Source organism: Chromobacterium aquaticum (genome assembly GCF_021129195.1).
Classification (GTDB): Bacteria; Pseudomonadota; Gammaproteobacteria; order Burkholderiales; family Chromobacteriaceae; genus Chromobacterium; species Chromobacterium aquaticum.
Map to the genome: position 1 here is coordinate 17,606 of NZ_JAJOHW010000132.1, position 23,801 is coordinate 41,406.

Consider the following 23,801-nt stretch of genomic DNA (forward strand, 5'->3'; position numbering starts at 1 on the left):
ACCGCAGCGACGTTCCCCCAGCATTGAGTTTTGGTAATTTACGGACAGTACCGTTCAACCAGCCAAACGACTCAGTAGCTCTGCGCGCTTTTTGGCAAAATAAATTTTTGCCTCTTCATGCGGTACGCCGGGAGAAGGATCATCTATGGCTGCTTGGACTGCTTGGTGTACATAAGCGTCATAGGCCTCTGGGGAGGCCTCCTCCAAGGAGACGGTTGGCTCAGATTTTTGCATGATTTGTATCCTTGTAGACAGAGTGATCGACCGTTGTATGGCTACGGAGACTGGAAGGTTAGGTGCAGCTTTCATAAAGAGTAAAGGTCAGTCCGGCTCAAGTGATCGACCTTCCATGTTCCTGTGCACACAGCTTGTATTACCCAATAAATTTGGAAGGGGTTCTACTGACCCACTTTCCTTGGTAATGGAATTGAACTTTCTGTTCCTAGACTTTCCGCCCAGGTATTTATAGCTTGGTCGCTGACCACCTGACCAAGATCGACATCGGTAAGTGCTTCTTGAGTAAGACGTTCGCGTTCTTCCTCTCGTTCTATCCAGGCAGATAGCGCCTGTTGCATGATCCAGTCTTGAGAGCGTCCCAGTCGACTTGCCATTTGGGCGATTCTATCTGCCATTTGAGCCGGGACATGAACAGAGATTTCTCTCACCGGGTAGTCAGGCATCATGATTTCCTTAGCAAAATCAGATTTTTAAAAAAAGCTATTGATAAAAAAACATCATAGCTGGTCTGTACGGAAAAAACTCTGTGTCAAACAAGGGGGTAGGACTCTAGACACTGTGCCAATTGGAAATATAGCAATCCGACGAAAGCGGGTAATCAAGTCATTTTTGCTGCCACATCGGTACGCCTGAACACATACTCTTTCCCGTCGTCTACTGTTGGCCCGCAGAGAGGATGTAGTCCTTGTTTGATCAAGTGCCCGGCGGCCTTGTGTACAGGCTTAACGATCTGTTCCGCCAAGCGTTCGCCCCAGATGTAGTCGTTGGTCAGCCGTTCCAGCTCTTTGGCTTCCAGACCCAGCAGCATCCGCTTCTCATAACCATACTGTTGCTGGCTGGCGTGGGCATGCCCAGTCCCAATCAGGTGATAGAGCAGGTTGACGTCCATCTGGATGGCAGTTGCCGCCTCCCTAACCGTGAAGAAACCGCGGGAGCGGCGGTATTGCTTATGCCAGAGCGTGAATTGCTGTCGGGAAACCAGCAACGCGCGGAGGCCATGGTCGGCCGGGTTGCGGCCTATGACCTCCAACGAGCCATTCTGCAAGGCGTGGATGACCGCCAAGAAGGGCTCGCTGCCTTGCATCCACCGTTTGGTGATTTCCCACACCGATAGCAGTTCTGGATTGTCCGGTTCTGGGCTGATCAGGCCATGGTTCAGTTGCTTCAGAAAAGTGTTAATGGTTTCTAGCTGAAAGCACCACCGGGTGCGTTTCTTATCGTGAGGCAATGGCTGCAGCAGACCACTTTCAATCAGCAAACGGATCCGTTTTGGGGTGATGCGCAGAATACGTTCCACTTCCGAGATCGACAGAGTGCCATGCTCATTGCGGACGTAGGCATCCAGCGAGCTGCGTTCTACCAGCCAAATGGTTTTCCCTTTCGCTGATGAGGACTGGCAGCCTTTGATCGTGCCGTTTTCTATCAGCTTGTGTACCGCGCCTCTTGAGAGATTGAGCTGTTCCGCTGCCTTGGCCAAGCTAATGATGGGATGGGCCTGACGCAGATCCTGCTGCAGGATCAGTTTGTCCGGCCATCGCTCATGGACATAACGCTCGAATTCTTCCCGTACAAATAGCAACTCTGGATGGATCAGCAGTCGGTAGAGGGCCTGATGTATTTCTCGCAAGTAGACCCGTAACGATGCCGTGTTGCCGGATATGGGCAGCGTGTACTCCTCCAACAGTTGATGGAAGCGTTGCGGCCAGTGCTGGGCGATCTGCATGGCCAACTGCAGATAGGGCTGAATGATTTCGATCCGGCCATGATCGGCTATTTTCTGCGGCCGGGTGTTGGGACGGTGCGATGCATAGGCGCCAAAGAACCAAAGCAGGTCGCATAGTTGGGCCGGATGTAAATTATCTAATTCTGGCGGCGTGGGGATGTTGCTGACAGCGAGGTCGGGCAAATCGATCAGCGGCCGGATGGCTTGGGCAATCAGTTTGGCGAGAGCCAACTCGGCAGCGGTGCCTGGGCGTGTGGCGGCATGGCGCAAGTCGGCGCCACAGCTGCAGGTAAACATGGTGCCCTGATGCCAACGGATGAGTTGGTTGCAACCGGGGCATTTTTCTCGCAGCAATAGGCGATGGGTTGGGCAGGCTATTTGCAGGGTCAGCAGCCATTCCGTTTGCCAGATGCCGTGCTCGGCCAGGCAGACGGGGCACCAGCGGCGATGATGGTGGTTCCAGTACGTCACCTTGAGCCCGAGCCGATGGTGACTGTGACGGCCCAGGCTGGCTGGCGCAGGGCCTGCCAGGCATTCCAAACCGGTCTGATCATGGCCTGTGAGCAGGGTTAGATTCTGCCTGGCGGCGTTGGTTTTTTTGACGAATAGCGGTAACCAGGTTTGTCCCGGGTAGCCGTTGGCGTGCCCGAGGCGCAGGCAATAGCCCAGCAGACTTTCGCCCGCCAGCGGCTTGGGGCGGATCTGCAGTAATGGGGAGGTCATGATGTGTTCCGTTGGAGGATCGCCATAAAGGCGATCCTCATGGGTTTACAACGCGGGGATGGCGGCTTTGGGCGCGTTCCGGCGGGAGAACCGGGTGGGCTCGAATGGCTCGTCAGGCTGGTTTAGGCGTCGGAATACAAAGTTGGTATCGAAGGGATTCAGCTCAGGCAGGCTGTCTCGCCAGACATAGTTGGAGAAAGCCATGGCCAAAATGCTTTGGTCGAGATTGTGCTGATCCTGTTTAATTAAGCATTCCAATCCCCCCAGAATCACCTTGGAGAGATAGCCGAGCAGGCCATTGCTGGCATAGTGCAGGCGCCTGACGCACTCCCACTCGGCGAGTCCCCAGGTTGGGCGTCCTTGGTTGATCTGCGTGTCCCAGGCATGGACGACGTCGCGGAACAAGGACTTGTCCTCGTTGCAGGAGAAACCGATCGGCGTCAGCGCCACGCGGGCGGCGAAGCGACGGCGCAACTGCTCGTTGGAGCGCAGGATCCACTCGCACTCTGGCAGGCCGGACAGTACCGTGGGAATGGCGATCTGATCGATCAGGGTCTTCAGCCACTCGGTGACCTCCTCGAAGGTTCTACGGCCGGCGTCGACGAAGTGATGGAACTCATCCAGCAGCAAGGCTTCGGTTTTACCGCCGCGGATCAGCTGCACGATCTGGTTGGTCTTCTCCGCGGTGCTGCCCCGGAGCTGAACGTCGGCCCCTAGCGCGATCAGAATGGCCTCCGCCAGGCCTCGGATGGTCGGGTGGGCAGGCACTTGGACATACACCACTGGGCGTATCGTTGCTTCCTCCGTTTCGTAGCTGGGGTACTGTTTGGCAAAGCTGTGCAGCACCGAGGTCTTGCCGGTGCCGGACGCGCCAATCAGCAGCAGATGCCTGGCAGCGGCGCCTTGGCGCGACAGGGCATGGCTGTGCGACAGCCTTTCCAGCGCCGTGCTGAATTGTGGATGCAGGATCTGGATCCGCTCCGCCCGTCGAAGGTCTGCCAGCGTATAACGCTCACTCATGGTCATCTCCTTCCGGATCGTGCGCGAGCACGGGCAACGTACTGGGCGGTGACCAGCTGTCTGTCGGGGGGAGTTCCGCGTCCTCTGAAATCGTAGGAGGCAACTTGCCGGTGGTCATCACCTTGCTTGAGTGCGAGCCTTTGGCCCGAGCGGCGCGTTTGCGATCGGCCAGCTTACGGCTTTGTAGCAATAGGCCGACCACCTCCTGCATGTGCACCTTGGCCCGAGCCAGCGATAGCGGATCGGCGGATGCCAGGCCTTCCTTGCGCATCGCGGCCAGAATCAGCTTGTGCTGGTGCAGTTGCAGTCCCTCGGCGTAGTCCGGGGTGAGGCAGGGAACGAGCATGGCCTCTTTGGTCTGCGGGTGGAGGGCGAAAATCGAGCCCAGGTTGTCTGGATCGAAACGGACCTGCACTTTGATACGATCGCCGAGCTGTTTGCGCCAAGGGAGTAGATCTTTGCAGTTGTAACGCAAGCCATGCAGCTCAATGCCGGCATGCCCCAGCACACGTTCAGCCTGCTTGGAGAGCACTAGCCGTAAGCGATCAGGATCGATGGTGCGAGGCGTGACGATTTCCGCCGCGCGTTGCCAGGCGGCATACGGCGTCTGCTTCAGGCCTCGATGGTACGTCTGGGAGTAGATGTCGATGATCCAGATGTGCAGGGCGTGGACCAGCTCTGACAGGGTGACGATCGACTCTTTCAGTGGGTCATAGCCATAGCGGTCAAACCAGTTGGCAAAGCTGGTGCCGGGTAGTTGATGGGCGAACTGTTCCGCCAGCGTTCGCAGCGATCGCTCGATTATGGGTTTGAACCAGGGCGTGCGGGGCGGGCAGAACTGATAGTTGATGCCCAGTTCGAAAGTGGCGCGCAGCAGGTCCTGGGAGTGAAACTCCAATCCGTTGTCGACGACAGCGGTGGTGGGAATGCCATGGCATGGCCAGTCATGCTGGATGTCGGGGTACCGCTCTTTCACATAGTCTTTGTTGCCGATGGCGTGCTGCAAGCAACGCAGCACTGCCTCGATACTGGGTGGCGAGAACGACAAGTAGAAGCCCAGGATCATGCGCGTGTGGCAATCGATGATCACCGTGATGTACGGGCGCCCCAGCACCAGCATAGATTCCTCATCGATGACAAAGATGTTGAATGGCGTATGGTCAATTTCGACGCGTTCCAGCAGGTACATCGTGGCGGGTGTGATGCTGCTGTGCCGGTACTTTTTGCGGGTGTACTCGCGTCCGTAGCGGGCAAGGTCGACCTCATAGCAGGGAAGCGAGCGGATATAGCGCCGTACTGTCGCATAGGAGGGTGGAGCGATAAGGCTCTTGCCTGCTCGTTGAGAGTTTTCATAGGCGATTGAGCTTAATAGGGTTTCATAGGTTGAAGAAATCGACTTCCGTTGCAAGCTAAGGAAAGTCTGGTCAACAGCCTTCTCCAGTAGCGATAGCTGTTCTGCTTGGAGTCGCTGGCCGCTACCGCCGCGGGCATGAAATTTAGGGATGAGCGCACGCAGATCGTGCCCGCTGGTCACAAAGCTTTTGTGCCAGCGATAGATGGATATGGCTGATGGCGGTGACACATCCCCGATCCTTGCCGCAACCCGTTGGGCTAATTCCTTCAGCATGTCCTGCGTATGACGAACTGAGTGCTGTGCTGCAAGCGCATCGATGTAGGCACGGCGTCGTAGTGCCTCTTGTTGAGCACCTGCAGGATACGATTCAAAAGTCCGCCCCAATTGCGGTGGAGTGTCGAGAGGAGTAGGGACGAGTTGTCCCGCAAGATTCAGGCTGGTGGCTTGATTGAGAGTAGCCATGCTCATACCCTCCTGATCTTGGTTTCGTTAGTCAGTGGGCGGCGTAGGTCTATGGCAAGAATGCCTTGCCCGATGGCTGCTAGGACGAGATTTTGGCAGCCTATGCTATCGGTAAGCTGTCCCAGGAGTTGATCGCCGTGACGCAGGCTGCTCAAGATCTTGCTGATGATGTCAGTCGATAACTGAAGGTGCTTGTGGCTTTCTATCAACGACATGTTCTTCTGTAAGACTGGATCGCGTAGCTGTCTTTCAGTTAGAACGGCGAACATGGCGTTGGCACGTGCTATCTGCCTGCCGATAGCGTCGAAGCGGAGCTGGTTTGCTGGCTGATCTGCCTCCGCTTGCCATTTGACTTCAACAACAGCACGACGCCCGTCGCGCAGAAACAACAAGTAGTCAGGGGTGTAGTGCCGGATTAACCCGTCCATTTCATAATGAAAAGCGAACGGTTCCGGGACGATCATGGTCACTTCGGGGGCAAGTTCAAATGTTCGAAGAGCATCTCTGGCGAGTCCTGATTCGAAAGGGATCGCTCCTGCGAAAGCCTTTTTTGACTGGAAGAAGCCGCGATATGAACATCCGTGCCGATGAACTACATCGCGAGCAGGGGTCGTGGAGTTCAGTAGCTCTCTAAGTATTGAAATGGATACTTCTTTATTGGTATGCGACATGACAAGCTCCTGCCTCAGCTTGAGAAAGGCGTGTGGGTGCCTCTCAAAAATTGAGATCTAGAAAAAAGGCGTATAGGAAGCTTGACCAGCGGAGGGGAGTTGACGATACTAGCTTCGTGAGAGATGTATCGTGTAGTCACCTACACTGGCAAGCGGGGCACTTCTGTAAAGGGGTGTCCTGTTTTGTTATCTGGTGTATGCGATCCTTTCGTTTACTGGCGAGCGGGGTACTTTGTGAGAGCAGTATCTCGTTCGGCTAGGTGGCATTGATCGTGTTGACTGCTCGCAAGCAGGGCACCTCTGAAAAGGGGTGCCCTGTTCTGTTATGTGCAGGCACTCTTTGCTATCTCGTGTATTTGGCCAGTGCCTCCATCTTGATGGTCTAGTCCACGCTTCAATTGGTTTCCCATCTTCCAAGCTAGACCATTCCTGTCATATTTTCTACATCCTAAGGTTTGTCGCGATTGTTGGCAAATATGAGTGCTTTCCCTATATTTTTTCCGACCTATCTCGACGGAAAGTGCAATTCTAGTACATGTTTTTTATACTGGAATTGCAGATGGAAATTTTAAAATGCCAATTGAGTTAAATAAACTCAAGTGAATCAATGCGATTTTCGATTTGTTGTTTTTTTGCAATTGATATTTTGTGAGGAAAAACAAATAAAGTGGCCATTTTGGAAATTATGATGAGCTAGGGATTGAATAGGAGTGTGGTAAAGCAGTGGAGTGAATGGAAAGCTAAGGTACTTTGTGTGCCCATTTGTTGAGTTGAAATAACAAAGGGCATAGCATGTAATGGCTATGCCCCATGTTGGTGCAATTTCAACTGTGTGCAAAGAGTGTGCGGTAACTTTGAAAACCTACAACACTACTGCTCAAGCCTTGGGCGTGAACGTCAGCGCCACCGAGTTGATGCAGTAGCGCTCGCCGCTGGGTTCGGGGCCGTCCGGGAAGACGTGGCCCAGGTGGGCGTCGCATTCCGAGCAGCGCACTTCGACCCGAGTCATGCCGTGGGAGTGGTCGACGATGCGGGCGATGCGCGCGCCGGCGGCTTCGGCCCAGAAGCTGGGCCAGCCGCAGCCAGGGTCGTACTTGCTGTCGCTGTGGAACAGCAGGGTGCCGCAGCAGACGCAGTGATAGTCGCCGTTCTCGGTGCGGGTATAGTGTTCGCCGCTGAACGGGCGTTCGGTGCCGGCCTGGCGGGTGACGCGATATTGTTCCGGCGTCAGCTGCCCTTGCCATTCTTGATCGGTTTTGCGGGTGCTCATGAGGTTCTCCGTGATGGGCGCTTGGCAGTGAGTCGCCAGGCGCAGCCGCGGCTTACAGCGGCTGCCGTGTTTACTGGATTTCGTCCAGCGCGGCGGCCAGATGGGATTCGTCGGCCCATTGGTCCACGCGCCAGTGTCCATCGCAATAGCTCAGCCAGTTCAAGGCCGCGTTGGGGATGGGGAAGTCGCGGGCTTCGGACATCGGCTTGCCGGTGGCCAGCCGATACATCATTTCCAGCACGCCGCCGTGGGTGACCACCAGCAGGGTCTGGCCCAGGTGGCGGCGAGCGATGTCGGTGAAGCCGTCGCCGATGCGGCGCATGAAGACATTGAGGCTTTCCCCGCCCTTGAGGTCGTAGTCCGGATCGCGGGATTTGAGTTGCAGATAGTCGTCGCGGATGCTCTGTTCCGCCTCGGCATAGGTTAGGCCCTGGAACACGCCCATGTGGCGCTCGCGCAGCGCGGCGCTGTAGGTGGGCGCCAGGCCCAGGCCGGCTTGCAGCGGCGCGGCGGTTTGGCGGGTGCGGGTTAGGTCGCTGACGTAGAGCGCGTCGAAGGCGTAACGCCCCGGCCATAGCGCGCGGCCCAGGCTGGCCGCCTGTTCCTGGCCGGTGGGGTTGAGGGGGATGTCGGTGTGGCCTTGCAATCGATATTCGCGGTTCCAGTCGGTTTCGCCATGGCGGACGATGCAAAAACGGGTGGTGTGCTGCATTCCTGTCTTTCTGTTTTTTTAACTGCCGAAAATACGGCGGGGCGGAGTTAAAGTATGCCCACGCCGGAAATGTCGCGCGCCAGGTTGGCGGCGTAGTTGTCGGTCATGCCGCCGACGAAGTCCAATACTTTCATATAGGCCTGATACAGGCTGTCGTCACCGCGGATATGCTGTTCCAGCAAGCCCATGGCCAGGTGCTCGCGCGGGCTCAGGCGCTCGGCGCCCTTGCTGATGTAAGCGTGGGCGGCGGGGATCAGCGCGTCCAGGATGCCGGCCATGCACGGGTAGGAGGCGAGTTCGGTCACCAGCTTGGTGCGGTGGCGGTAGACGCGGGTGCTGGCCAGTTCCTTGGCGTGGATCAGCGCGTCCTGCACCTGCGAGCCGCATAGATTGATCAAGTCCTTGGCCGGGAATTCGCCGCGCAGCAGGCTGTCGTGGTGCAGCATGAATTTCTCCGCCACTTCGCTGACGCAGCGGCCGATGGCGATGCCGCGCAGGGTGCCGCATTTCTGCCGCACATCCTGCATGTCCCAGATGCGTTCGTATTCGGTGAAGCCGGAGAACAGGGTTTCGAATTCCTTGAAGTCCAGGATGCCGATCTCCACCGCGTCTTCCAGATCCAGGATGGCGTAGCAGATGTCGTCGGCGGCTTCCATCAGGTAGGACAGCGGGTGGCGGCTCCATTGCATCACGCCCTTGGGCAGCAGGCCCAGCTCCGCGGCCACGCGTTGGAAATAGGGCAGCTCGGTGCGGTAGATATTGAATTTGTCGCGCGCCTGGGCGGCTTCGGCGTCCGATGTCCACGGGTATTTGATCAGCGCGCCCAGCGCGGCGGCGGTGAGGCGCATGCCGCCTTCGCCGGTGTACATCTCCAGCGTGGCCAGCATGCGCAGGCCGTGGGCGTTGCCTTCGTAGGTCTGTACATCGCGGATTTCCTCCGGCGCCAAGCCGTGCAGCCAGTGCGCGTTGCGCTCGGCGCGGAACCAGTCGCGCAGCGCGTATTCGCCGGTGTGGCCGAAGGGCGGATTGCCGATGTCGTGAGCCAGGCAGGCCACTTGCACCACGGCGCCGATGTCGTGCGGGGTATAGTTGTCCGGCAGCAAGTGGGCATGTTGCATCATCATGCCGACGCGGTTGCCCAGACTGCGGCCCACGCTGGCCACTTCCACGCTGTGGGTCAGGCGGTTGTGGGTGTGATCGTGGCGCGCCAGCGGGTGGACCTGGGTCTTGCGTCCCAGCCGGCGGAAGGCGCTGGAGAACACCACGCGGTCGTGGTCGATGTGGAAATCGGTGCGCAGTCCGGGGCTGCCTTCCTCGGTGGCCGGGGTGCGGGTCTCCTTGACTTGGCCCTGGATGACCTTGAAGCGTTTGGTGGAGAGGAGTCGTTCCCAATTCATGCGTGCGGTGGAAGTCATGGCGTGGCCCGTGATGCTAGTGCTTTGATGATATGGGCGCGGCGCACAAAACAAAAGAGCCAGCGCAAGGCTGGCTCGGTGAAATCAGACTGGGTTTCAGCGTTTGCCGGTCTGGTGGCCGATCACGCCGCCTACTGCGGCGCCGCCCACGGTGCCGATGGCGTCGCCGCTGGTGAGCACGGAGCCGAGCACGGCGCCGGCGGCCGCGCCGATGGCGGTGTTTTGCTGACGCTTGGACATATTGGCGCAGCCGGACAACAGGCTGACGGCGAGCAGGCTGGCGGCAATCGCTTTAAAGGCGGGCTTGCTGGTAATCGATGTCATGAGAGTCTCCAAAAACATAAAGTAGGTCTTGTGCTGTTTGAGACGCCGGGAATGCCATCTGGTTCCTTTTTTTGCGCGCCATTTCGTAACCATACGTACATCATTCCATATGCTGTATTGATGTTTTTCCGCGGGGAAGAAAGTTTAAGTAAACCATTTTGTTTACTTATTGCCGGGGCCGGTTTAGCATGGGCCATCGTTCAATTGGTATGCGTCATGAATGTCTCCCATCCAAAACTGATTCTGCTGACAGTCTGTCTGGTGGCGCTGATGAGCACGGCCGGCGTGGCCATGCCTTATCCCATTCTAGCGCCCATCTTCGTGGATTCCGCGCCGGACGGTTTCAACCATTTCCTGGGCCTGCCGCCCAAGCTGCTGCTGGGCCTGGCGTTGGCGGCCAACCCGCTGGGCATCTTGTTGGGCAGCACCTTGATCGGCGCCTTGTCGGACCGGCTGGGACGGCGTCGGGTGCTGACCGGCACCTTGCTGCTGACCTTCGCCGGCTATCTGCTGACGGCGTATGCGCTGTGGAGCCGCTGGTATTTGCTGTTCGTGATGGCGCGCTTCGTCACCGGGCTGACCGAGGGCAATGTGGCGGTGGCACGGGCCATTGTCGCGGATCTGCATCCGCAGCTTGATCGCGCGCGTTCCTTCGCCATCCTCAATGCGGTGCTGTACACCGGCTGGCTGGTGGGGCCGCTGATCGGCGGACTGACTTTGCCGCTGGGCGAGGCGGTGCCCTTCCTGCTGGCGGCCGGCGCGATGTTGCTGTGCCTGCTGGTGTTGCTGGCCTTCCTGCCGGAAACCGGCGAGCGCATGCATCAGGACCAGTCCTTGCTGCAGGTGATGCGCGGCCAGCACTCCTTCCGGCTCTTGGCGGCGGACCCGCTGCTGGCGCGCTTGTTCTGGATGCAGCTGGCGTTCGCCATCGGGGTCAACGCGTTTTACGAGTTCTACCCCTTGTGGCTGGTGGAGTACGCGCGGCTGGACAGTCGCGGCATCGCGCTGGTGACCGCGGCGATGTGCGTGCTGATGACCTCGGCCAGCGCCTTGCTGGGCAAGCTTGGGCATCAGCGGGCGCCATTGGAGCTGGCGCGGCTCAATGCCGGCTGGGTGGCGCTGGGCTTGTTGGCGCTGAGCCTGCTGGCGGAGCTGCCGTGGACCGGCGTCGGCCTGATCGTGGCGCTGGGCGTGCCGCTGGCGATTTACAACGCCATCCTGCCCAGCTGGTGCTCCGAGCGTTTCGCCAGCCTGGGGCAGGGCAGCGTGATGGGTTTGCTGACCACGATTTTCTGCGTGGCCAATGTGCTGGTGGCCTTGCTGGGCAGCGTGCTGACCATTCTGGATACCCGCCTGGTGCTGGTCCTGGGCGCGCTGACTTGCGCGGTGGCCGCCGTCAGTTTGCAGGGGGTGATACGTGATGCGGCGCAGGCATGACGGGAGCGGGCATGAATAGCGCGGATCGGGCGCTGTATCTGCTGAAAACGCGCGGAGCGCTGACGGCGCAGGCGCTGGCGGCGGAGCTGGGGCTGACCAGCATGGGCGCGCGCAAGCAGTTGCAGGCCTTGGAGGAGAAGGGGCTGGCGGAGACGGAAACCCAGGCCCAGGGCGTGGGCAGGCCGGTTCAGCTCTGGCGTTTGAGCGAGCGCGGTCATGGCCGCTTTCCCGACCGTCACTCGGACTTGACGCTGCAATTGCTGGAGCAGGTGCGGGCGGTGTTCGGCGAGGCCGGGCTGGAGCGTCTGATCCAGCGCCGCGAGGAGCAGTCGGAAGCGGATTACCTTCGGGCGATGTCCGGCGCGGAGGGTCTGCCGCAGCGGCTGGACGCGCTGGCGCGGATACGCAGCCAGGAAGGCTATATGGCGGAATTGCAGCCGGACGGCGCCGGCTGGCTGCTATTGGAGAATCATTGTCCGATCTGCGCGGCGGCGCGGCAGTGCCAGGGTTTGTGCCGCTCGGAGCTGGCGCTGTTTGAGCGTGTGCTGGGGCCGGCGGCGGCGGTGGAGCGCGTCGAGCACGCGCTGGCCGACGGCGGGCGGCGCTGCGTGTATCGCATCGTGCCATTGCCGGACTGAACCGGCGCGCTTGCCGTTTGAATTCATGGGCTTGCGTGGCCTGATTGTATTTCGCAATACAGATTTACCCGGATGGTTTTATCAGGTACATTCCGGCGTTTTTCCACGTGGTTGGCGCTTGCCCGACGCTGGGCGGCGCCATGTCTATACTGCTGCTCTCCCGTCCTGCGGCAAGGCCCTTGCTCAGGACCCTCATGCACTTCACCATTTTCGACACGCCTGTGATCCGGCCCTTGTTCCGCTGGCTATCCATCGTGCTGCTCAAATTGAGCGGCTGGAAGCTACGGGGGGAATTCCCCAAGCTGGACAAATACGTGCTGATCGGCGCGCCGCATACCAGCAACTGGGATTTCCCGCTGACGCTGGCCTTGTGCTTCGCCTCGCGGGCCAAGATTTACTGGATGGGCAAGCACACGCTGTTCGCCGGCCCGATGGGCCCGCTGATGCGCTGGCTGGGCGGCATTCCGGTCAAGCGGCATCAGAACAACTCCCTGGTGCAGCAGATGGTGGAGGTGTACCAGCGTTCCAGCCGCCTGGTGGTGGCGATTCCGCCCGAGGGCACCCGCAAGGCGGTGGACGAGTGGAAAACCGGCTTTTATCACATCGCCTGCGGCGCTGGCGTGCCGGTGGCGCTGGCCTATCTGGATTACAGTCGCAAGGAGGCGGGCTTTGGCCCGATGTTCCAGCCCAGCGGCGATATCGATGCCGATATGCCGCGCATCCGCGCGTTCTATAGCGACAAGATAGGCAAGCACCCGCGCCGAGGCTGAGTCCGGCGCTTCACGGAGCCGCCGCCTGGGCGGCGGCGCTGACCGGCAGGAATTGCAGGAAGGGGCCGGCGATCAGCGATTGGCCGAAATCGATGGCGCTGCGGCGCAGTTTCTCGTCGCTCAGTTCCGCCAGCAGGTCCAGCCTGGCCATCATCTTGCCGAACTCGCGCTCGAAGGACAGATTGCGCACGCTGCCGATTTCATTGGACAGCAGCACCGGGGCGCCGCTGATTTGGCGGTTGTTCAGCATCCAGGCGGCCACTTCCAGATTGTGCGAGGCGTTGGCCAGTTGCTGCGCGTCCAGCCCGTGCACCAGGAATAGCTCGGTGCGGCCGCCGTAGGCGTCCACCAGCATCGAGCCTATGCCGTAGATCAGCGCGCCGGCGCGGTCGCCGCCGAAGCCGGGATCGAAGGCGGTGCTCATCGCGGCGATGGAGCGCTGTCCGCGCAGCGCCGGCAGCGGCGTGTTGTTGCGGATGGCGGCCATGACCTGGCGCAGCGCCGACGGGTAGTCGGCGGCGCCGGCCTTGCGCCATTCCTTGGGATTGCGCTTGTACAGTTTTTCCAGCAGGGTTTGCAGGCTGGCCAGATTGTCGCGCATGGCCAGGTTGGCCATGCGGTTGGCGCTGCTTTGCCCCAGTTCGTTGCCGCGGAAATCATCGCCGGCGACGGGTTTCTGCACCGGGGTGTAAGCGCAGGCGCTCAACAATAGCGCGGCGAGCGGCAGCAGGGGCCTGAGCGACATGGGCGGCTGAACTCCAAGGGTTGGATGCCCGTTGGTGTACCATGCGCGCGGCGCGCTTGGCAATGCGCGGCGAGTTTGTGCTTACGGTGTCTTGTTCGCGAACAGCGCTTTCCAGCCGTCCAGGCCCAGCTGTTGCAGAGTCTCGATATTCTTTTCGTAAATCGCTTCCGCCTGCGGGAAGGCCTCCACCGCGCGGCCGATGCTGGCTTCGCGCAGCAGGTGCAGCGTGGGGTAGGGCGCGCGGTTGGTGTAGTTCTCGATATCGTTGACGCCGCTGCCCTCGAACTGGAACTTGGGGTGGAAGCTGGCCACTTGCAGTTCGCCGTCCAGTCCCATGTCCTCGACGATGGCGTCGGCGATATCGAGGAAGTCGTTGAAATCCAGGAAGCGTTGCAGCGCGCGCGGGTGGATCAGCAAGGTGGTGTCGATTTCGCTCGGATCGGTGTCGGCCAGCAATTGCAGTTCGGTGGCCAGTTCTTGCGCCAGTTGGTCCGGCCGGCTGGCGTCGCTGACCACGTAGCGCACTTGCTGCTTCACGTAGACGCTTTTGGCGAATGGACACAGATTCAGTCCGATCACCGCTTTTTCCAGCCATTCCTTGGTGGTGGCGATGATGGCTTCGTGGTCGTCGAGGGCGGGCATGGGGAGTCCTTGCGTTGGGGCGTGAATGCAAAAAACCCGGCGCGAGGCCGGGTTTTCATCAAGCTGTACTAATCGCGAGGATTAGATGGGCTGGATGTTGGAGGCTTGTTTGCCTTTCGGGCCGTCTACGACGTCAAAGCTAACGCGCTGGTTTTCGGCCAGGGTGCGGAAGCCTTTGGCATTGATCTGGGAGAAGTGAGCGAACACGTCGTCGCCGCCTTCATCCGGGGTGATAAAGCCAAAACCTTTGGAGTCGTTGAACCACTTAACGGTACCGGTTGCCATTTTGTTTATTCCTCAAAACGAGCAGTTGAAATAAAAGGCACGAAGTTCAAGGGAAATGGCGACTGAGGTACGGACTTAATGCCACTACGACAACAACACATCCACAACTTGAGCATCCTGCGGCAGGAATAGTGCCTATAGTTCCGGGACATGGCAAGCGTTTTCTGCATGGCTGTCAGGGTTTTTCTGCTGTTTTTTCAGAAGCCCTGGCCTTTGTGCCGGTTTTTGCGGCAAGACGCTCAGGCGCCGAAATAACCGGCCTGCTCCGCGCGCTCCAATTCCGCGCGCAGCCAGCTCGCGGCCAGCGGACAGCCGTCCTCCACTTTTCCAACCGCCATCGCCAGCACCTGTTCTTTGCTGACGCCGTTCTCGCGCCAGCTTTGGCCGCCGGATCGCAGGTTCAGCAGGATGGGCATCAGCCGGTCTATCGCGCGGGCGAAACGCGCTTCCGGACTCTTGCGCGCTTCGAATTCCTGCCACAGCGCCAGCAGTTGCCCGGACATGGGCTGGGGCAGCAGGCCCAGGATGCGGCGCATCGCCGCCAGCTCCTCGGCTTCGCGCTCGGCGGCGCCGCCTGCGGCGTAGACCAGGGTGTCGCCGGTATCGATTTCCCCCAGGTCATGAATTAACAACATGCGCACCACCTTGTCGATGTCCACCGGCTCGGCGGCGAAGTCGCGCAGATTGAGCGCGAACAAGGCGATCTGCCAGCTGTGCTCCGCGGAGTTTTCGTAGCGGTCGGCGTGGGCGGTCTTGGTTTTGCGCAGCACGGTCTTGAGCTTGTCCACTTCGATGATGAAGGCGATATGCTGTTGCAGCGTGTCCATTGAGTTTGGCATGGGGATGGGGAAAGAGAGGCTTGGCGAGGCGCCGGGGCGCAAATTATGCGCGGCGGACGGCGCTTTGAGAAGGGTGTCGTCGCACGCTTTGCCGCATGCTGCATATACTGGGAATGACGGCGGTTGAAAACGGGGGGAGGCATGGGCAAGCAGGAGCTGTCGTTGGAAATCGTGGAACCGGAAGCGTTCCATGACTTTATGGAAGTGATGAGCGATTACGCGCCGCAGGTCGAGCACCTGGTGTGCCAGCTGGGCTTCGGCGATACCGATGCCGCTCAGATCGATCAGCTGTTCCGTCTGCTGCATAGCATCAAGGGCGATGCCAGCATGTGCCAGGTGCGCTTCGTGGTGCCTTTCGTGCATGCGCTGGAGAGCTTGCTGGAGCGCTTGCGCAGCGGCGAGGTGGCTTATGAAGATTCGATAGGCGATGTGATGCTGCTGGTGATGGACCGGCTGGGCTTGGCGCTGGAGGCGTTGGAAAACCACGAGTTGCTGGATGATCTGCAGCTGCCCTTGCTATTGCACGCGCTGAACGGCACGGTCGAGTCCCCGGTTGGCGAATTGTTGCAGCATTGCCGCCAACTGGTGGAGCAGATCACCGGCATACCCTTGCACGCGATGGCGCCGGAAGCGCCGGTGGACGCCGCCTTGCTGGCCAGCCGCGGCGATTTGGCCTTTTTCCGGCTGCTGGCGGTGCAGTTCGAACAGCGCTTGCCGCAGTTCCTGGGCCGTACCGAACGCAATCTGGCGCTGGCGCTGGAGGCCAGCCGCCAGGCGCCGGGGGTGGTGGACGATGACCAATTGGAAGCCGCCGTTTATATGCACGACATCGGCATGATGCTGCTGCCGGAGTCGTTTTGGCTCAAGAACGGGCGGATGAGCGAGCTGGAGCGTCGCCAGATGGCGGAGCATCCAGGTTGGGCGGCCGGGCTGCTGGAGCGGATGCCGGCCTGGGCCGGCGCGGCGCGCATGGTGGCCCAGCATCATGAAATGCCGGACGGCCGCGGCTATCCGCTGGGCCTGCGCGGCGCCGAAATCTGCGACGGCGCGCGCATCCTGGCGCTAGTGGACGCGTTCGAGGCGGTGACCTTGAAGCACGCCCACCGTGGTTTGCGCCATTCGATGATGCGCGCCATCGCCGAGATCAACGCCTCCGAGCGGCAGTTCGACCCGCTGTGGCTGGCGCGTTTCAACCAGGTGATCCGCCTGCGGCTGGCGGCGTGCGCCAGGCGGCCGGCGGGAGGATGAGCCGGTGTCAGGCGCCGTGTTGCTTGAACCACTGCAACATGCGCTGCCAGCCGTCGTTGGCGGCGGCGGCGTTGTAAGAGGGGCGGTAGTCGGCGTTGAAGCCGTGGTCCGCTTCCGGGTAAACCACGATTTCGGACGGTTTGCCGGCGACGCGCAAGGCGGCCTTCATCTTGTCCACCGATTCCAGCGGGATGCCCTTGTCCAGGCCGCCGTAGAGGCCGAGCACCGGCGCGTGCAGCTGGGCGACGATGTCCAGCGGCTGACGCGGGGTGTTGGCGCTGGGCTCGCCTTGCAGCCGGCCGTACCAGGCGACGCCGGCCTTGATCCTGGGATTGTGCGCGGCGTACAGCCACACTTGGCGGCCGCCCCAGCAAAAGCCGGTGATGGCAGCGCGTTTGGCGTCGCCGCCGTTGCCGCCGGCCCAGGCCAGCGTGGCGTCGAGATCGGCCAGTACCTGGCTGTCCGGCACTTTGCTGACCAGGCCGCTGACCAGTTCGCTGATGCTGGCGACCTTGCTGGGATCGCCCTGACGGAAATACAGTTCCGGCGCCACCGCCAGGTAGCCGGCCTTGGCCAGGCGGCGGCACAGATCGCGGATGTGTTCATGCACGCCGAAGATTTCCTGTACCACCAGCACCACCGGCAGCGGCCCGCTGGCGGCGGCCGGTTTGGCGGCGTAGCCGGGCATGATGGCCGGTCCGGTCGGGATTTCCACCGCGCCGGCGCTGAGGCCGGCGCCGTCGGTGATGATGGCGCTGGCGGCAATGGGTTGCACCGCCAATGCGAAGCCCACGCCCACCGCGCTGTTCAGAAAGTCCCTGCGCGAGGCGTCGATGGGTCGATTGCTGGTCATAAGCGAATTCTCCGGCTTGGTGTACGGGGAGGAATAGGAATGCACAGATTAATGCCGTTGGTATGCGGAGGCAAGCTGGCGTGCGGGGAAGGTCGCCGGGGCTTCCAGCCGCGGAGGGAATGCGGCATTATTCACAGCTGTTGAAGCATGACTTAACGAAACTTATATAGATTATGCCGGACTCCACCAAGGTGAAGCTGCCTACCAGCTTCCTGCGCATCGGCGGGCAACTGCCGGTGGATGTTTATGCCAAGAACGGCCTGCTGCTGTTGAAGAAGGGGCATTACGTGCTGACGCCGGAGCAGCGCGAGCGGCTGGTATCGATTGCCCATGGAGATAGCGAGGAAGTGGCCGCGCGCCTGGAGCGCGAGCAACTGGAGCGCGCGGCGCAGCGCGAGAAAGAAGCCGCGGCCCAGGTGCAGCCCAATCCCATCATGGAGCTGGGCTTCCAGACCCGGCGCGCCGAGGGCCTGTTATTGCACGGCCTGGCGGTGCCGGGGCTGGCTGGCCGGCTGGCCGACATGGCCGCCTCCCTGATCCGCCTGGCCAGCAAGCAGCCGGACGGGGTGCTGGCCAGCGTGCTGCTGACGCCCTACCGCGATATCGGCAGCGCCCACAGCGTGCACGTGGCCGCCATCATGGCGGTGCTGGGGCGGCGGCTGGGCATGGAGGAGGCGCGCTTGCAGGCGGTGGTGGGCGCGGCCTTGAGCATGAATCTGGCGATCACCGGTCTGCTGAATCAGCTATCGCGGCAGCAAACGCCGCCGGACGCGGCGCAGCGCGACGATTTATACGCCCATCCCATCGTCGGTTCCGCCATTCTGCGCGAGGCCGGGGTGGTGGACGAGCATTGGCATCTATTGGTGCAAACCCATCAGGAGCAGCGCGGCGGCGATGGCTACCCGCAGGGCCTGCGCGACGAGGAGATTCACCCGGACGCCGCCTTGCTGCACATGGTGGATGTGTTGTGTTCCTGCATACATCAGCCGCAACCGGCGCTGCCGGCGCTAGTGATAGGCAGCTTGTACCGTGGCGAGCTGGGCGATTTCGATCCTCAGCACGCGGCCTTGTTGATCAAGGAGCTGGGCGTGTATCCGCCGGGCAGCTTCGTCAAGCTGGCCAGCAACGAGATCGGCGTGGTCACCCATCGCAGCGACCGGGCCAATGCGCCGCGGGTGGCGGCCTTGCGCAAGCTGGATGGCGCGCCCTACGCCGACGCGCTATTGCGCGACACCCGGCAGAACGCCTACCGGGTGCTGGAAGCCGTGCCGCTAGCGGCCGCGACGGTGAAGCCGGCCTATCTGGCCAAGCTGTGGCAGAAGTGAGCGGGTTCAGCTCCGGTTCGTGGTCTGCGGCGGGTAGAGAGGCGTAGTGGTTTCGAAAGGCTCATACCCGGTATGAGCCTTTCGCTTTGTCGGCGGCCATGCCGGGTTTTGAGCCGGTTCCGATATTTCTAACAGACGCTCAGGGCCGTGTTTGCCCCAGCGGCCGCAGCTGGATGCCGGAGACATCCTTGATCTTCCAGATGCGGCGGATATGCGCGAGATCGCGCTCGGTTTCATTGCGCAGTTGTGCTTCCGGCAAAAAGCTCATTTCCACATTCACATTGCCCAAGTAGACCGCCTCGCCGCGTTTCACCTCGAACGGCGCTGCCAGGCGGAAGCTGCGCATCTTGCGGCTGACGCCCCAAGCGCCGTCTTCCAGCCAATTGGCCCACACTTGTTCCACCCGGTACTGACCCGGCTCCAGCGTGAACAGCAGCAATTTGCCCTCGGCCATGGACTTGCCTAGTTCGCCGAACACGGTGTCGGTCAGCAGGCTGGCGCTGTCGGCGGCCACGATGCGGCCGGAGGCGTTGGCGATGTTCAGGCCCAGCATCGCGCTGTCCGGGTTGGCGGATTTGCCGGTCAGCGACAGGATGGCGTAGCCGCGTTCCGCCGGCGGTTCCAGCGAGCCGCGCAGGCGGTCGGCCATGCTGGCGCAGCCGGTGAGCAATAGCGCGCAGAGGGCGATGGCGAGGGTTTGTTTCAGCATGGTGCGTCCTATCGGCCGCCGGAAGCGGCGGTTTGAGTTGGATTGTCCGCTGTTCGCGCTGGCGGTTTCAAGCCCAGCACTAGGAGCGCGCTGAGCAGCAGCGAGCCGCTGAGCCAGAAATAGGCCAGGGTATGGCTGCCGGTGGCGGCCTCGATCAGGCCCAGCGCGTAAGGGCCGATGAAGCCGCCGATATTGCCCGCCGAGTTGATCAGACCGATGGCGCCGGCGGCCAGCGTGCCGGTGAGAAAGGTGGTGGGGATGGACCACCACACGCCCATCGGGCTGTAGACGCCGATGGCGACGATGGTGACGGAGAGCAGCGCAACGACGATATGGTCGCTCAGCGCGCCAAGCAGGAAACCGGCGGCGGCGAGCAGGAGCGGCAGCGCCACATGCCAGCGCTTTTCCGCTCGCCGCGAGGAGGAATGCCCCAGCCACAGCATGGCGGCCAGCGCCGCCAGCATCGGCACGCCGGAGGCGAGGCCGATGGCGAGCGGCGACCAGCCGGAGGCGTTCTTGATCACCGTGGGCATCCAGAAGCTGAAACCCCAGAAGCCGGTGATCCACAGGAAATAGATCAGGCACAGCCGCAGCACCGCCGGCTGCGCCAGCGCCTGGCGCAAGCTGGCCGGTTGTTGTAGACGCGTGGCGGCTTGCTCCGTCTTTAGCGTATCGAGCAGATAGCGCTTTTCCTCCATGCTCAGCCAGCGGGCTTTGGCCGGGTCGTCTTGCAGCCACAGCAGGACGGCGCAGCCGTAGAGCACGGTGACGCCGCCCTCAAGCAGGAACAGGCTTTGCCAGCCCTTGAGGCCTAAGGGTTGCAGGCCCACCATCCAGCCGGCCAGCGGCGCGCCGACGATGGCGGAAACCAGCAGCGAGCTCAAGGTGATGGAAATGGCGCGGGCGCGGGTTTCCGCGACGAACCAGCGCGGGATCACCGAGGCGTAGATCACCGGGTAGAAGCTGGCCTCGCACACGCCCAGCAAGAAGCGCAGGACATAGAACTGCCATTCGTTCTGCACCAGGCCCAGCAACATGCTGACCGCGCCCCAGGAGAACAGGATGCGGGCGATCCAGCGGCTGGGGCTCCAGCGCTCGGCCAGAATCGCGCCCGGCACTTCGAACAAGACGTAGCCGGCGAAGAAAATGCCGGCGGCCAGGCCGTAGACCTTGGCGTCGAAGCCGAGGTCGGCGTTCATGGTCAGGGCCGCGTAACTGACGTTGACCCGGTCAAGAAAGGCCAGCACCGAGGCGATGAACAGCGGCAGGAGAATGCGCAGATAGGTCTTGCGCAGGACGGAAGTCTTGACGGTGTCGGAAGCCATGCGGCGTTTTCGCTTGAGGGTGGGATGCCGTCAAGATGCGCAGAAAGCGCCGCGCAGTCAATCCAGATGCGGTTCGAAGAATTCCAGCAAGCGGGACGGCAGCCAGTCCAGCGTGCCGGGGAAGGCGCCGGAGGCGAAGCCGACGTGGCCGCCGTGGCGCGGAAACTCCAGCGTGACGCAGGCCGCGGCCTCGTCCTGGCGCGGCAGCGCCTGTTCCGGTAGAAAGGGGTCGTTGCGCGCGTTCAGCACCAGGGTGGGGCGGGCGATCTGACCCAGCCGCGGCTTGGCGCTGGCGCTTTGCCAGTAGTTGAGCGCGGTGCCGAAGCCATGGATGGGCGCGGTGACCAAATCGTCGAACTCGATGAAGGTGCGCGCGCGGCTGAGCTTGCCGCCGTCGAACAGGCCGGGGTGGCGCTGCAGCGATTCCAGCGCCTTGGGCTTGAGCGTGTCCATGAACATGCGGGTGTACAGCAGCTTGCCCAGGCCGCGGTCCAGCCGGGTGCTGGCCGCCACCAGGTCCAAGGGCGCGGACACCGCCGCCGCCGCGCGCGGCAGCGCCTGCGCGCCTTCGTCGGCCAGGTAGTTGAGCAGCATGCTGCCGCCCAGCGACACCGCGGCGGCGGCCAGCACCGGGAAGCGTTGCGCCAGCCGGCTCAGAATCCAGCCCACCTCGGCGCCGTCGCCGGCGTGATAGGCGCGCGGCAAGGGATTGTCCACGCCGCCGCAACCGCGGAAATGCGGCACCACGCCGTTCCAGCCGCGCCGCTGCACGGCCTGCATCAGCGCGCGCGCGTAGTGGCTGTCGCTGCTGCCTTCCAAGCCGTGGAACAATACCACCAGCGGCGCGCCGGGCCGCCCGGACACGAAGTCCAGCGCGATGCGGGCGCCATCCGGCGTGTCCCACAGCTCGCGGCGGTAGTCGGGTCGGCTCGTCTTGATCGCCAGCGCCGGCCAGATGGTTTGGGCATGGCCGCCGCGCAGCCAGGCGGGGGACTGGTAAGCCATGGCTCAGGCCGGTTTTTTCTGCGCCGACTTGGGGCGGAAGGCCTTGACCATCGCCTCATGGGTTTCGATATAGGGGCCGTCCAGCAGGTCGATGCAATAAGGCACGGCGGCGAAGATGCCGGGCACCTCCACTTGGCCGTCGGCGCCGCGCAGGCCTTCCAGCGTTTCCTTGATCGCCTTGGGCTGGCCGGGCAGGTTGAGGATCAGCGCCTGCTTGCGGATCACGCCCACTTGGCGCGACAGGATGGCGGTGGGCACGAAGCGCAGGCTGATCTGGCGCATCTGCTCGCCAAAGCCGGGCATTTCGCGGTCCGCCACCGCCAGCGTGGCTTCCGGGGTCACGTCGCGCGCCGCCGGGCCGGTGCCGCCGGTGGTCAGCACCAGTTGGCAGCCTTCCTCGTCCACCAGCGCCTTGAGCGTGGCTTCGATCTGAGGCTGTTCGTCCGGGATCAGGCGGGCGACGACGGCGAAGGGGCTGGCCAGCGCGGCGGCCAGCCAGTCTTGCAGCGCCGGGATGCCCTTGTCTTCGTAAACGCCGCTGCTGGCGCGGTCGGAGATGGAAACCAGGCCTACCTTCAACATCACTCGTCGTCCTCTTGGTCCTGCTGTTGCAGCCGCGGCTTGCCCGGTTCCGGGATTACGTCCTTGATGGCCTGGTAGAGCAGGCGGAAGGACTTGGGAGGCTTGTTGTCCTGCTTTTCCTTGCGCGCGTTGCGGATCAGCGTGCGCAGTTGCTGCGGATCGGCGGCGGGGAAGTCGCTGACGAAGCTGGCCAGCATCTTGTCGTCCTCCATCAGCCGTTCGCGCCAGCGTTCCAGCAGATGCTGCCAGGCGATGTGCTCGGACGATTCGCCCTTGAGAATCAGCAGGTATTGCTGGATCGGTTCCGGGTCCACGTCGCGCATCAGCTTGCCGATGTATTGCAGCTGGCGGCGCAGCGCGCCGTGCGCGGTAAAGCGTTTATAGTCCAGAATAGCGGTGAGCAAGTCTTCCGGCAGCTGCATTTTCTTCAGCGTGTCCTTGGACAGCTCCACCAGTTCGCGGCCCAGGTCCTGCAGCGCATCCATGTCGCGCTTGCGCTGGGATTTGCTGACGTAGCCGTCGTCCGGGCTGTCGTTCTGGTAATGGGTCATCGTTGGCAATTCTCAATCGGTTTTCTCAAGGCTGGTATGATACCGGAAAAGGCCTCCGGCCGTTTCGACCATTGCGAAAGACACTATGGCAGACAAGACATTCAGTTTCAGCCAAGCCGAGCTGGAAGGCATCGCCTCCCGCGTGATCGAGCTTGCCAAGGCCGAGGGCGCCAGCGCCGCCGAGGCCGATGTTTCCGAGGGCCTGGGCCAGACCGTGAGCGTGCGCCTGTCCGAGGTGGAAACCATTGAGTATAACCAGGACAAGGGCGTGGGCGTGACCGTCTACCTGGGGCAGAAGAAGGGCCATGCCAGCACTTCCGATTTTTCCGAAGAGGCCTTGGCCGACACCGTGCGCGCGGCGCTGGACATCGCGCGCTACACCGCCGAGGACCCGTGCGCCGGTCTGGCCGATTCCCAATTGATGGCCAGCGAGTTTCCCGACCTCAGCCTGTACCACCCGTGGGCGCTGCCGGTGGAGGAGGCCATCGAGCTGGCCAAGTCCTGCGAGGCAGCGGCGCTGGCGGCCGATCCGCGCATCCGCAATTCCGAGGGCGGCACCGCGTCCTCGCAATCCAGCCACTTCGCCTACGCCAACAGCCATGGCTTCATCGCCGGCTACGCCAGCAGCCGCCACAGCATTTCCGCGGCGGTGGTGGCCGAGGCCGAGGGCGCGATGCAGCGCGATTACTGGTATTCGTCGGCGCGGCGGCGCGAGGACCTGGACGCGCCGGAGGCCATCGGCGCCAAGGCCGGCCAGCGCGCCGCGCGGCGCCTGGGCGCGCGCAAGGTGAAGACCGGGCAGTACCCGGTGGTGTTCGAGGCGCCGGTGGCGTCGTCCTTGCTCGGCCATTTGGTGGCCGCCATCAGCGGCGGCAGTCTGTACCGCAAATCGTCCTTCTTGCTGGATTCGCTGGGCAAGCCGGTGATGTCGGCCAA

At 61.9% G+C, this 23,801-nt stretch carries 26 protein-coding genes; 6 read left to right on the forward strand and 20 right to left on the reverse strand.

Annotated elements, in window-relative coordinates; genetic code table 11:
* Window positions 1–54: 54 nt before the first annotated feature.
* The 10 genes from LQT98_RS18960 to LQT98_RS19005 form a co-directional block, all read right to left on the reverse strand.
* Window positions 55–234 carry an antitoxin PaaA2 family protein gene (locus tag LQT98_RS18960; RefSeq protein WP_231464321.1) on the reverse strand — a complete coding sequence of 60 codons (180 nt, stop codon included), beginning with the start codon at window positions 232–234 and terminating at the stop codon, window positions 55–57.
* A 164-nt stretch (window positions 235–398) separates the two neighbouring features.
* Window positions 399–683: a CopG family ribbon-helix-helix protein gene (locus LQT98_RS18965; RefSeq protein ID WP_231464323.1), complete on the reverse strand. Its 285-nt coding sequence runs from the start codon at window positions 681–683 to the stop codon at window positions 399–401.
* Between the two features lie 152 nt (window positions 684–835).
* Window positions 836–2,683, reverse strand: coding sequence for a helix-turn-helix domain-containing protein (locus LQT98_RS18970; RefSeq protein WP_231464325.1), 1,848 nt, complete (start codon window positions 2,681–2,683; stop codon window positions 836–838).
* 45 nt (window positions 2,684–2,728) lie between these two features.
* Window positions 2,729–3,703 carry a TniB family NTP-binding protein gene (locus tag LQT98_RS18975; protein WP_231464327.1) on the reverse strand — a complete coding sequence of 325 codons (975 nt, stop codon included), beginning with the start codon at window positions 3,701–3,703 and terminating at the stop codon, window positions 2,729–2,731.
* Window positions 3,696–5,519, reverse strand: a complete 1,824-nt coding sequence (locus tag LQT98_RS18980) for a DDE-type integrase/transposase/recombinase (protein WP_231464329.1) — start codon at window positions 5,517–5,519, stop codon at window positions 3,696–3,698. The genes LQT98_RS18975 and LQT98_RS18980 overlap by 8 nt, the downstream gene beginning before the upstream one ends.
* Window positions 5,520–5,521: 2 nt before the next feature.
* Complete coding sequence (locus LQT98_RS18985; protein ID WP_231464331.1) at window positions 5,522–6,190, reverse strand: hypothetical protein; 669 nt, start codon at window positions 6,188–6,190, stop codon at window positions 5,522–5,524.
* Between the two features lie 877 nt (window positions 6,191–7,067).
* On the reverse strand, window positions 7,068–7,460 hold the full coding sequence (gene msrB, locus LQT98_RS18990; protein WP_231464333.1) for a peptide-methionine (R)-S-oxide reductase MsrB: 393 nt from the start codon (window positions 7,458–7,460) through the stop codon (window positions 7,068–7,070).
* Between the two features lie 70 nt (window positions 7,461–7,530).
* Window positions 7,531–8,172 carry a histidine phosphatase family protein gene (locus LQT98_RS18995; RefSeq protein WP_231464335.1) on the reverse strand — a complete coding sequence of 214 codons (642 nt, stop codon included), beginning with the start codon at window positions 8,170–8,172 and terminating at the stop codon, window positions 7,531–7,533.
* A 47-nt stretch (window positions 8,173–8,219) separates the two neighbouring features.
* Window positions 8,220–9,587, reverse strand: coding sequence for a deoxyguanosinetriphosphate triphosphohydrolase (locus tag LQT98_RS19000; protein ID WP_231464337.1), 1,368 nt, complete (start codon window positions 9,585–9,587; stop codon window positions 8,220–8,222).
* 96 nt (window positions 9,588–9,683) lie between these two features.
* Window positions 9,684–9,911: a glycine zipper 2TM domain-containing protein gene (locus tag LQT98_RS19005; RefSeq protein WP_231464339.1), complete on the reverse strand. Its 228-nt coding sequence runs from the start codon at window positions 9,909–9,911 to the stop codon at window positions 9,684–9,686.
* A 216-nt stretch (window positions 9,912–10,127) separates the two neighbouring features.
* Here LQT98_RS19005 and LQT98_RS19010 point away from each other — a divergent pair, with 216 nt between their 5' ends.
* The 3 genes from LQT98_RS19010 to LQT98_RS19020 all read left to right on the forward strand — a co-directional run bounded on the left by LQT98_RS19010 (window position 10,128) and on the right by LQT98_RS19020 (window position 12,756).
* Entirely contained in the window at window positions 10,128–11,348 is a 1,221-nt protein-coding gene (locus tag LQT98_RS19010) for an MFS transporter (protein WP_231464341.1), read from the forward strand.
* A gap of 11 nt (window positions 11,349–11,359) precedes the next feature.
* A complete protein-coding gene (locus LQT98_RS19015; protein ID WP_231464343.1) occupies window positions 11,360–11,986 on the forward strand; it encodes a helix-turn-helix transcriptional regulator in 627 nt (208 codons plus the stop codon).
* Between the two features lie 194 nt (window positions 11,987–12,180).
* A complete protein-coding gene (locus tag LQT98_RS19020) occupies window positions 12,181–12,756 on the forward strand; it encodes a lysophospholipid acyltransferase family protein (RefSeq protein ID WP_048411803.1) in 576 nt (191 codons plus the stop codon).
* 10 nt (window positions 12,757–12,766) lie between these two features.
* Here LQT98_RS19020 and LQT98_RS19025 read toward each other — a convergent pair whose 3' ends face one another.
* The 4 genes from LQT98_RS19025 to LQT98_RS19040 all read right to left on the reverse strand — a co-directional run bounded on the left by LQT98_RS19025 (window position 12,767) and on the right by LQT98_RS19040 (window position 15,255).
* The gene (locus LQT98_RS19025) at window positions 12,767–13,501 is read right to left on the reverse strand and encodes a hypothetical protein (protein WP_048411802.1); all 735 of its coding nucleotides are present in this window, start codon (window positions 13,499–13,501) and stop codon (window positions 12,767–12,769) included.
* A gap of 81 nt (window positions 13,502–13,582) precedes the next feature.
* A complete protein-coding gene (locus tag LQT98_RS19030; protein WP_048411801.1) occupies window positions 13,583–14,143 on the reverse strand; it encodes a DUF1415 domain-containing protein in 561 nt (186 codons plus the stop codon).
* Window positions 14,144–14,224: 81 nt separating this feature from the next.
* Window positions 14,225–14,428, reverse strand: a complete 204-nt coding sequence (locus LQT98_RS19035) for a cold-shock protein (RefSeq protein WP_019101682.1) — start codon at window positions 14,426–14,428, stop codon at window positions 14,225–14,227.
* 239 nt (window positions 14,429–14,667) lie between these two features.
* Complete coding sequence (locus tag LQT98_RS19040) at window positions 14,668–15,255, reverse strand: HD domain-containing protein (RefSeq protein ID WP_231464345.1); 588 nt, start codon at window positions 15,253–15,255, stop codon at window positions 14,668–14,670.
* Between the two features lie 153 nt (window positions 15,256–15,408).
* Between LQT98_RS19040 and LQT98_RS19045 the strand changes: the two genes are divergently transcribed.
* Window positions 15,409–16,515, forward strand: coding sequence for an HD-GYP domain-containing protein (locus tag LQT98_RS19045; protein WP_231464347.1), 1,107 nt, complete (start codon window positions 15,409–15,411; stop codon window positions 16,513–16,515).
* Between the two features lie 7 nt (window positions 16,516–16,522).
* Here LQT98_RS19045 and LQT98_RS19050 read toward each other — a convergent pair whose 3' ends face one another.
* A complete protein-coding gene (locus tag LQT98_RS19050; protein ID WP_231464350.1) occupies window positions 16,523–17,368 on the reverse strand; it encodes a dienelactone hydrolase family protein in 846 nt (281 codons plus the stop codon).
* A gap of 173 nt (window positions 17,369–17,541) precedes the next feature.
* Here LQT98_RS19050 and LQT98_RS19055 point away from each other — a divergent pair, with 173 nt between their 5' ends.
* Window positions 17,542–18,693 carry an HD-GYP domain-containing protein gene (locus tag LQT98_RS19055; protein WP_048411797.1) on the forward strand — a complete coding sequence of 384 codons (1,152 nt, stop codon included), beginning with the start codon at window positions 17,542–17,544 and terminating at the stop codon, window positions 18,691–18,693.
* A gap of 139 nt (window positions 18,694–18,832) precedes the next feature.
* Here the strand turns inward: LQT98_RS19055 and LQT98_RS19060 are convergent, their stop codons facing one another.
* Genes LQT98_RS19060 through yjgA form a run of 5 tightly spaced genes read right to left on the reverse strand, consistent with a single transcriptional unit; the run spans window position 18,833 to window position 22,865 of the window.
* Complete coding sequence (locus LQT98_RS19060) at window positions 18,833–19,402, reverse strand: hypothetical protein (RefSeq protein WP_231464352.1); 570 nt, start codon at window positions 19,400–19,402, stop codon at window positions 18,833–18,835.
* Window positions 19,403–19,410: 8 nt separating this feature from the next.
* Window positions 19,411–20,727 carry an MFS transporter gene (locus tag LQT98_RS19065; protein WP_231464354.1) on the reverse strand — a complete coding sequence of 439 codons (1,317 nt, stop codon included), beginning with the start codon at window positions 20,725–20,727 and terminating at the stop codon, window positions 19,411–19,413.
* 57 nt (window positions 20,728–20,784) lie between these two features.
* On the reverse strand, window positions 20,785–21,732 hold the full coding sequence (locus tag LQT98_RS19070) for a YheT family hydrolase (protein WP_231464356.1): 948 nt from the start codon (window positions 21,730–21,732) through the stop codon (window positions 20,785–20,787).
* A 3-nt stretch (window positions 21,733–21,735) separates the two neighbouring features.
* Complete coding sequence (gene mog / locus LQT98_RS19075) at window positions 21,736–22,314, reverse strand: molybdopterin adenylyltransferase (protein WP_048411794.1); 579 nt, start codon at window positions 22,312–22,314, stop codon at window positions 21,736–21,738.
* Window positions 22,314–22,865, reverse strand: coding sequence for a ribosome biogenesis factor YjgA (yjgA, locus tag LQT98_RS19080; RefSeq protein WP_048411793.1), 552 nt, complete (start codon window positions 22,863–22,865; stop codon window positions 22,314–22,316). The genes mog and yjgA overlap by 1 nt, the downstream gene beginning before the upstream one ends.
* Before the next feature lie 85 nt (window positions 22,866–22,950).
* On the opposite strand from yjgA, the gene LQT98_RS19085 reads away from it, so the two are divergent.
* A partial coding sequence (locus LQT98_RS19085; RefSeq protein WP_231464358.1) for a metallopeptidase TldD-related protein occupies window positions 22,951–23,801 on the forward strand: 851 nt, incomplete at its 3' end.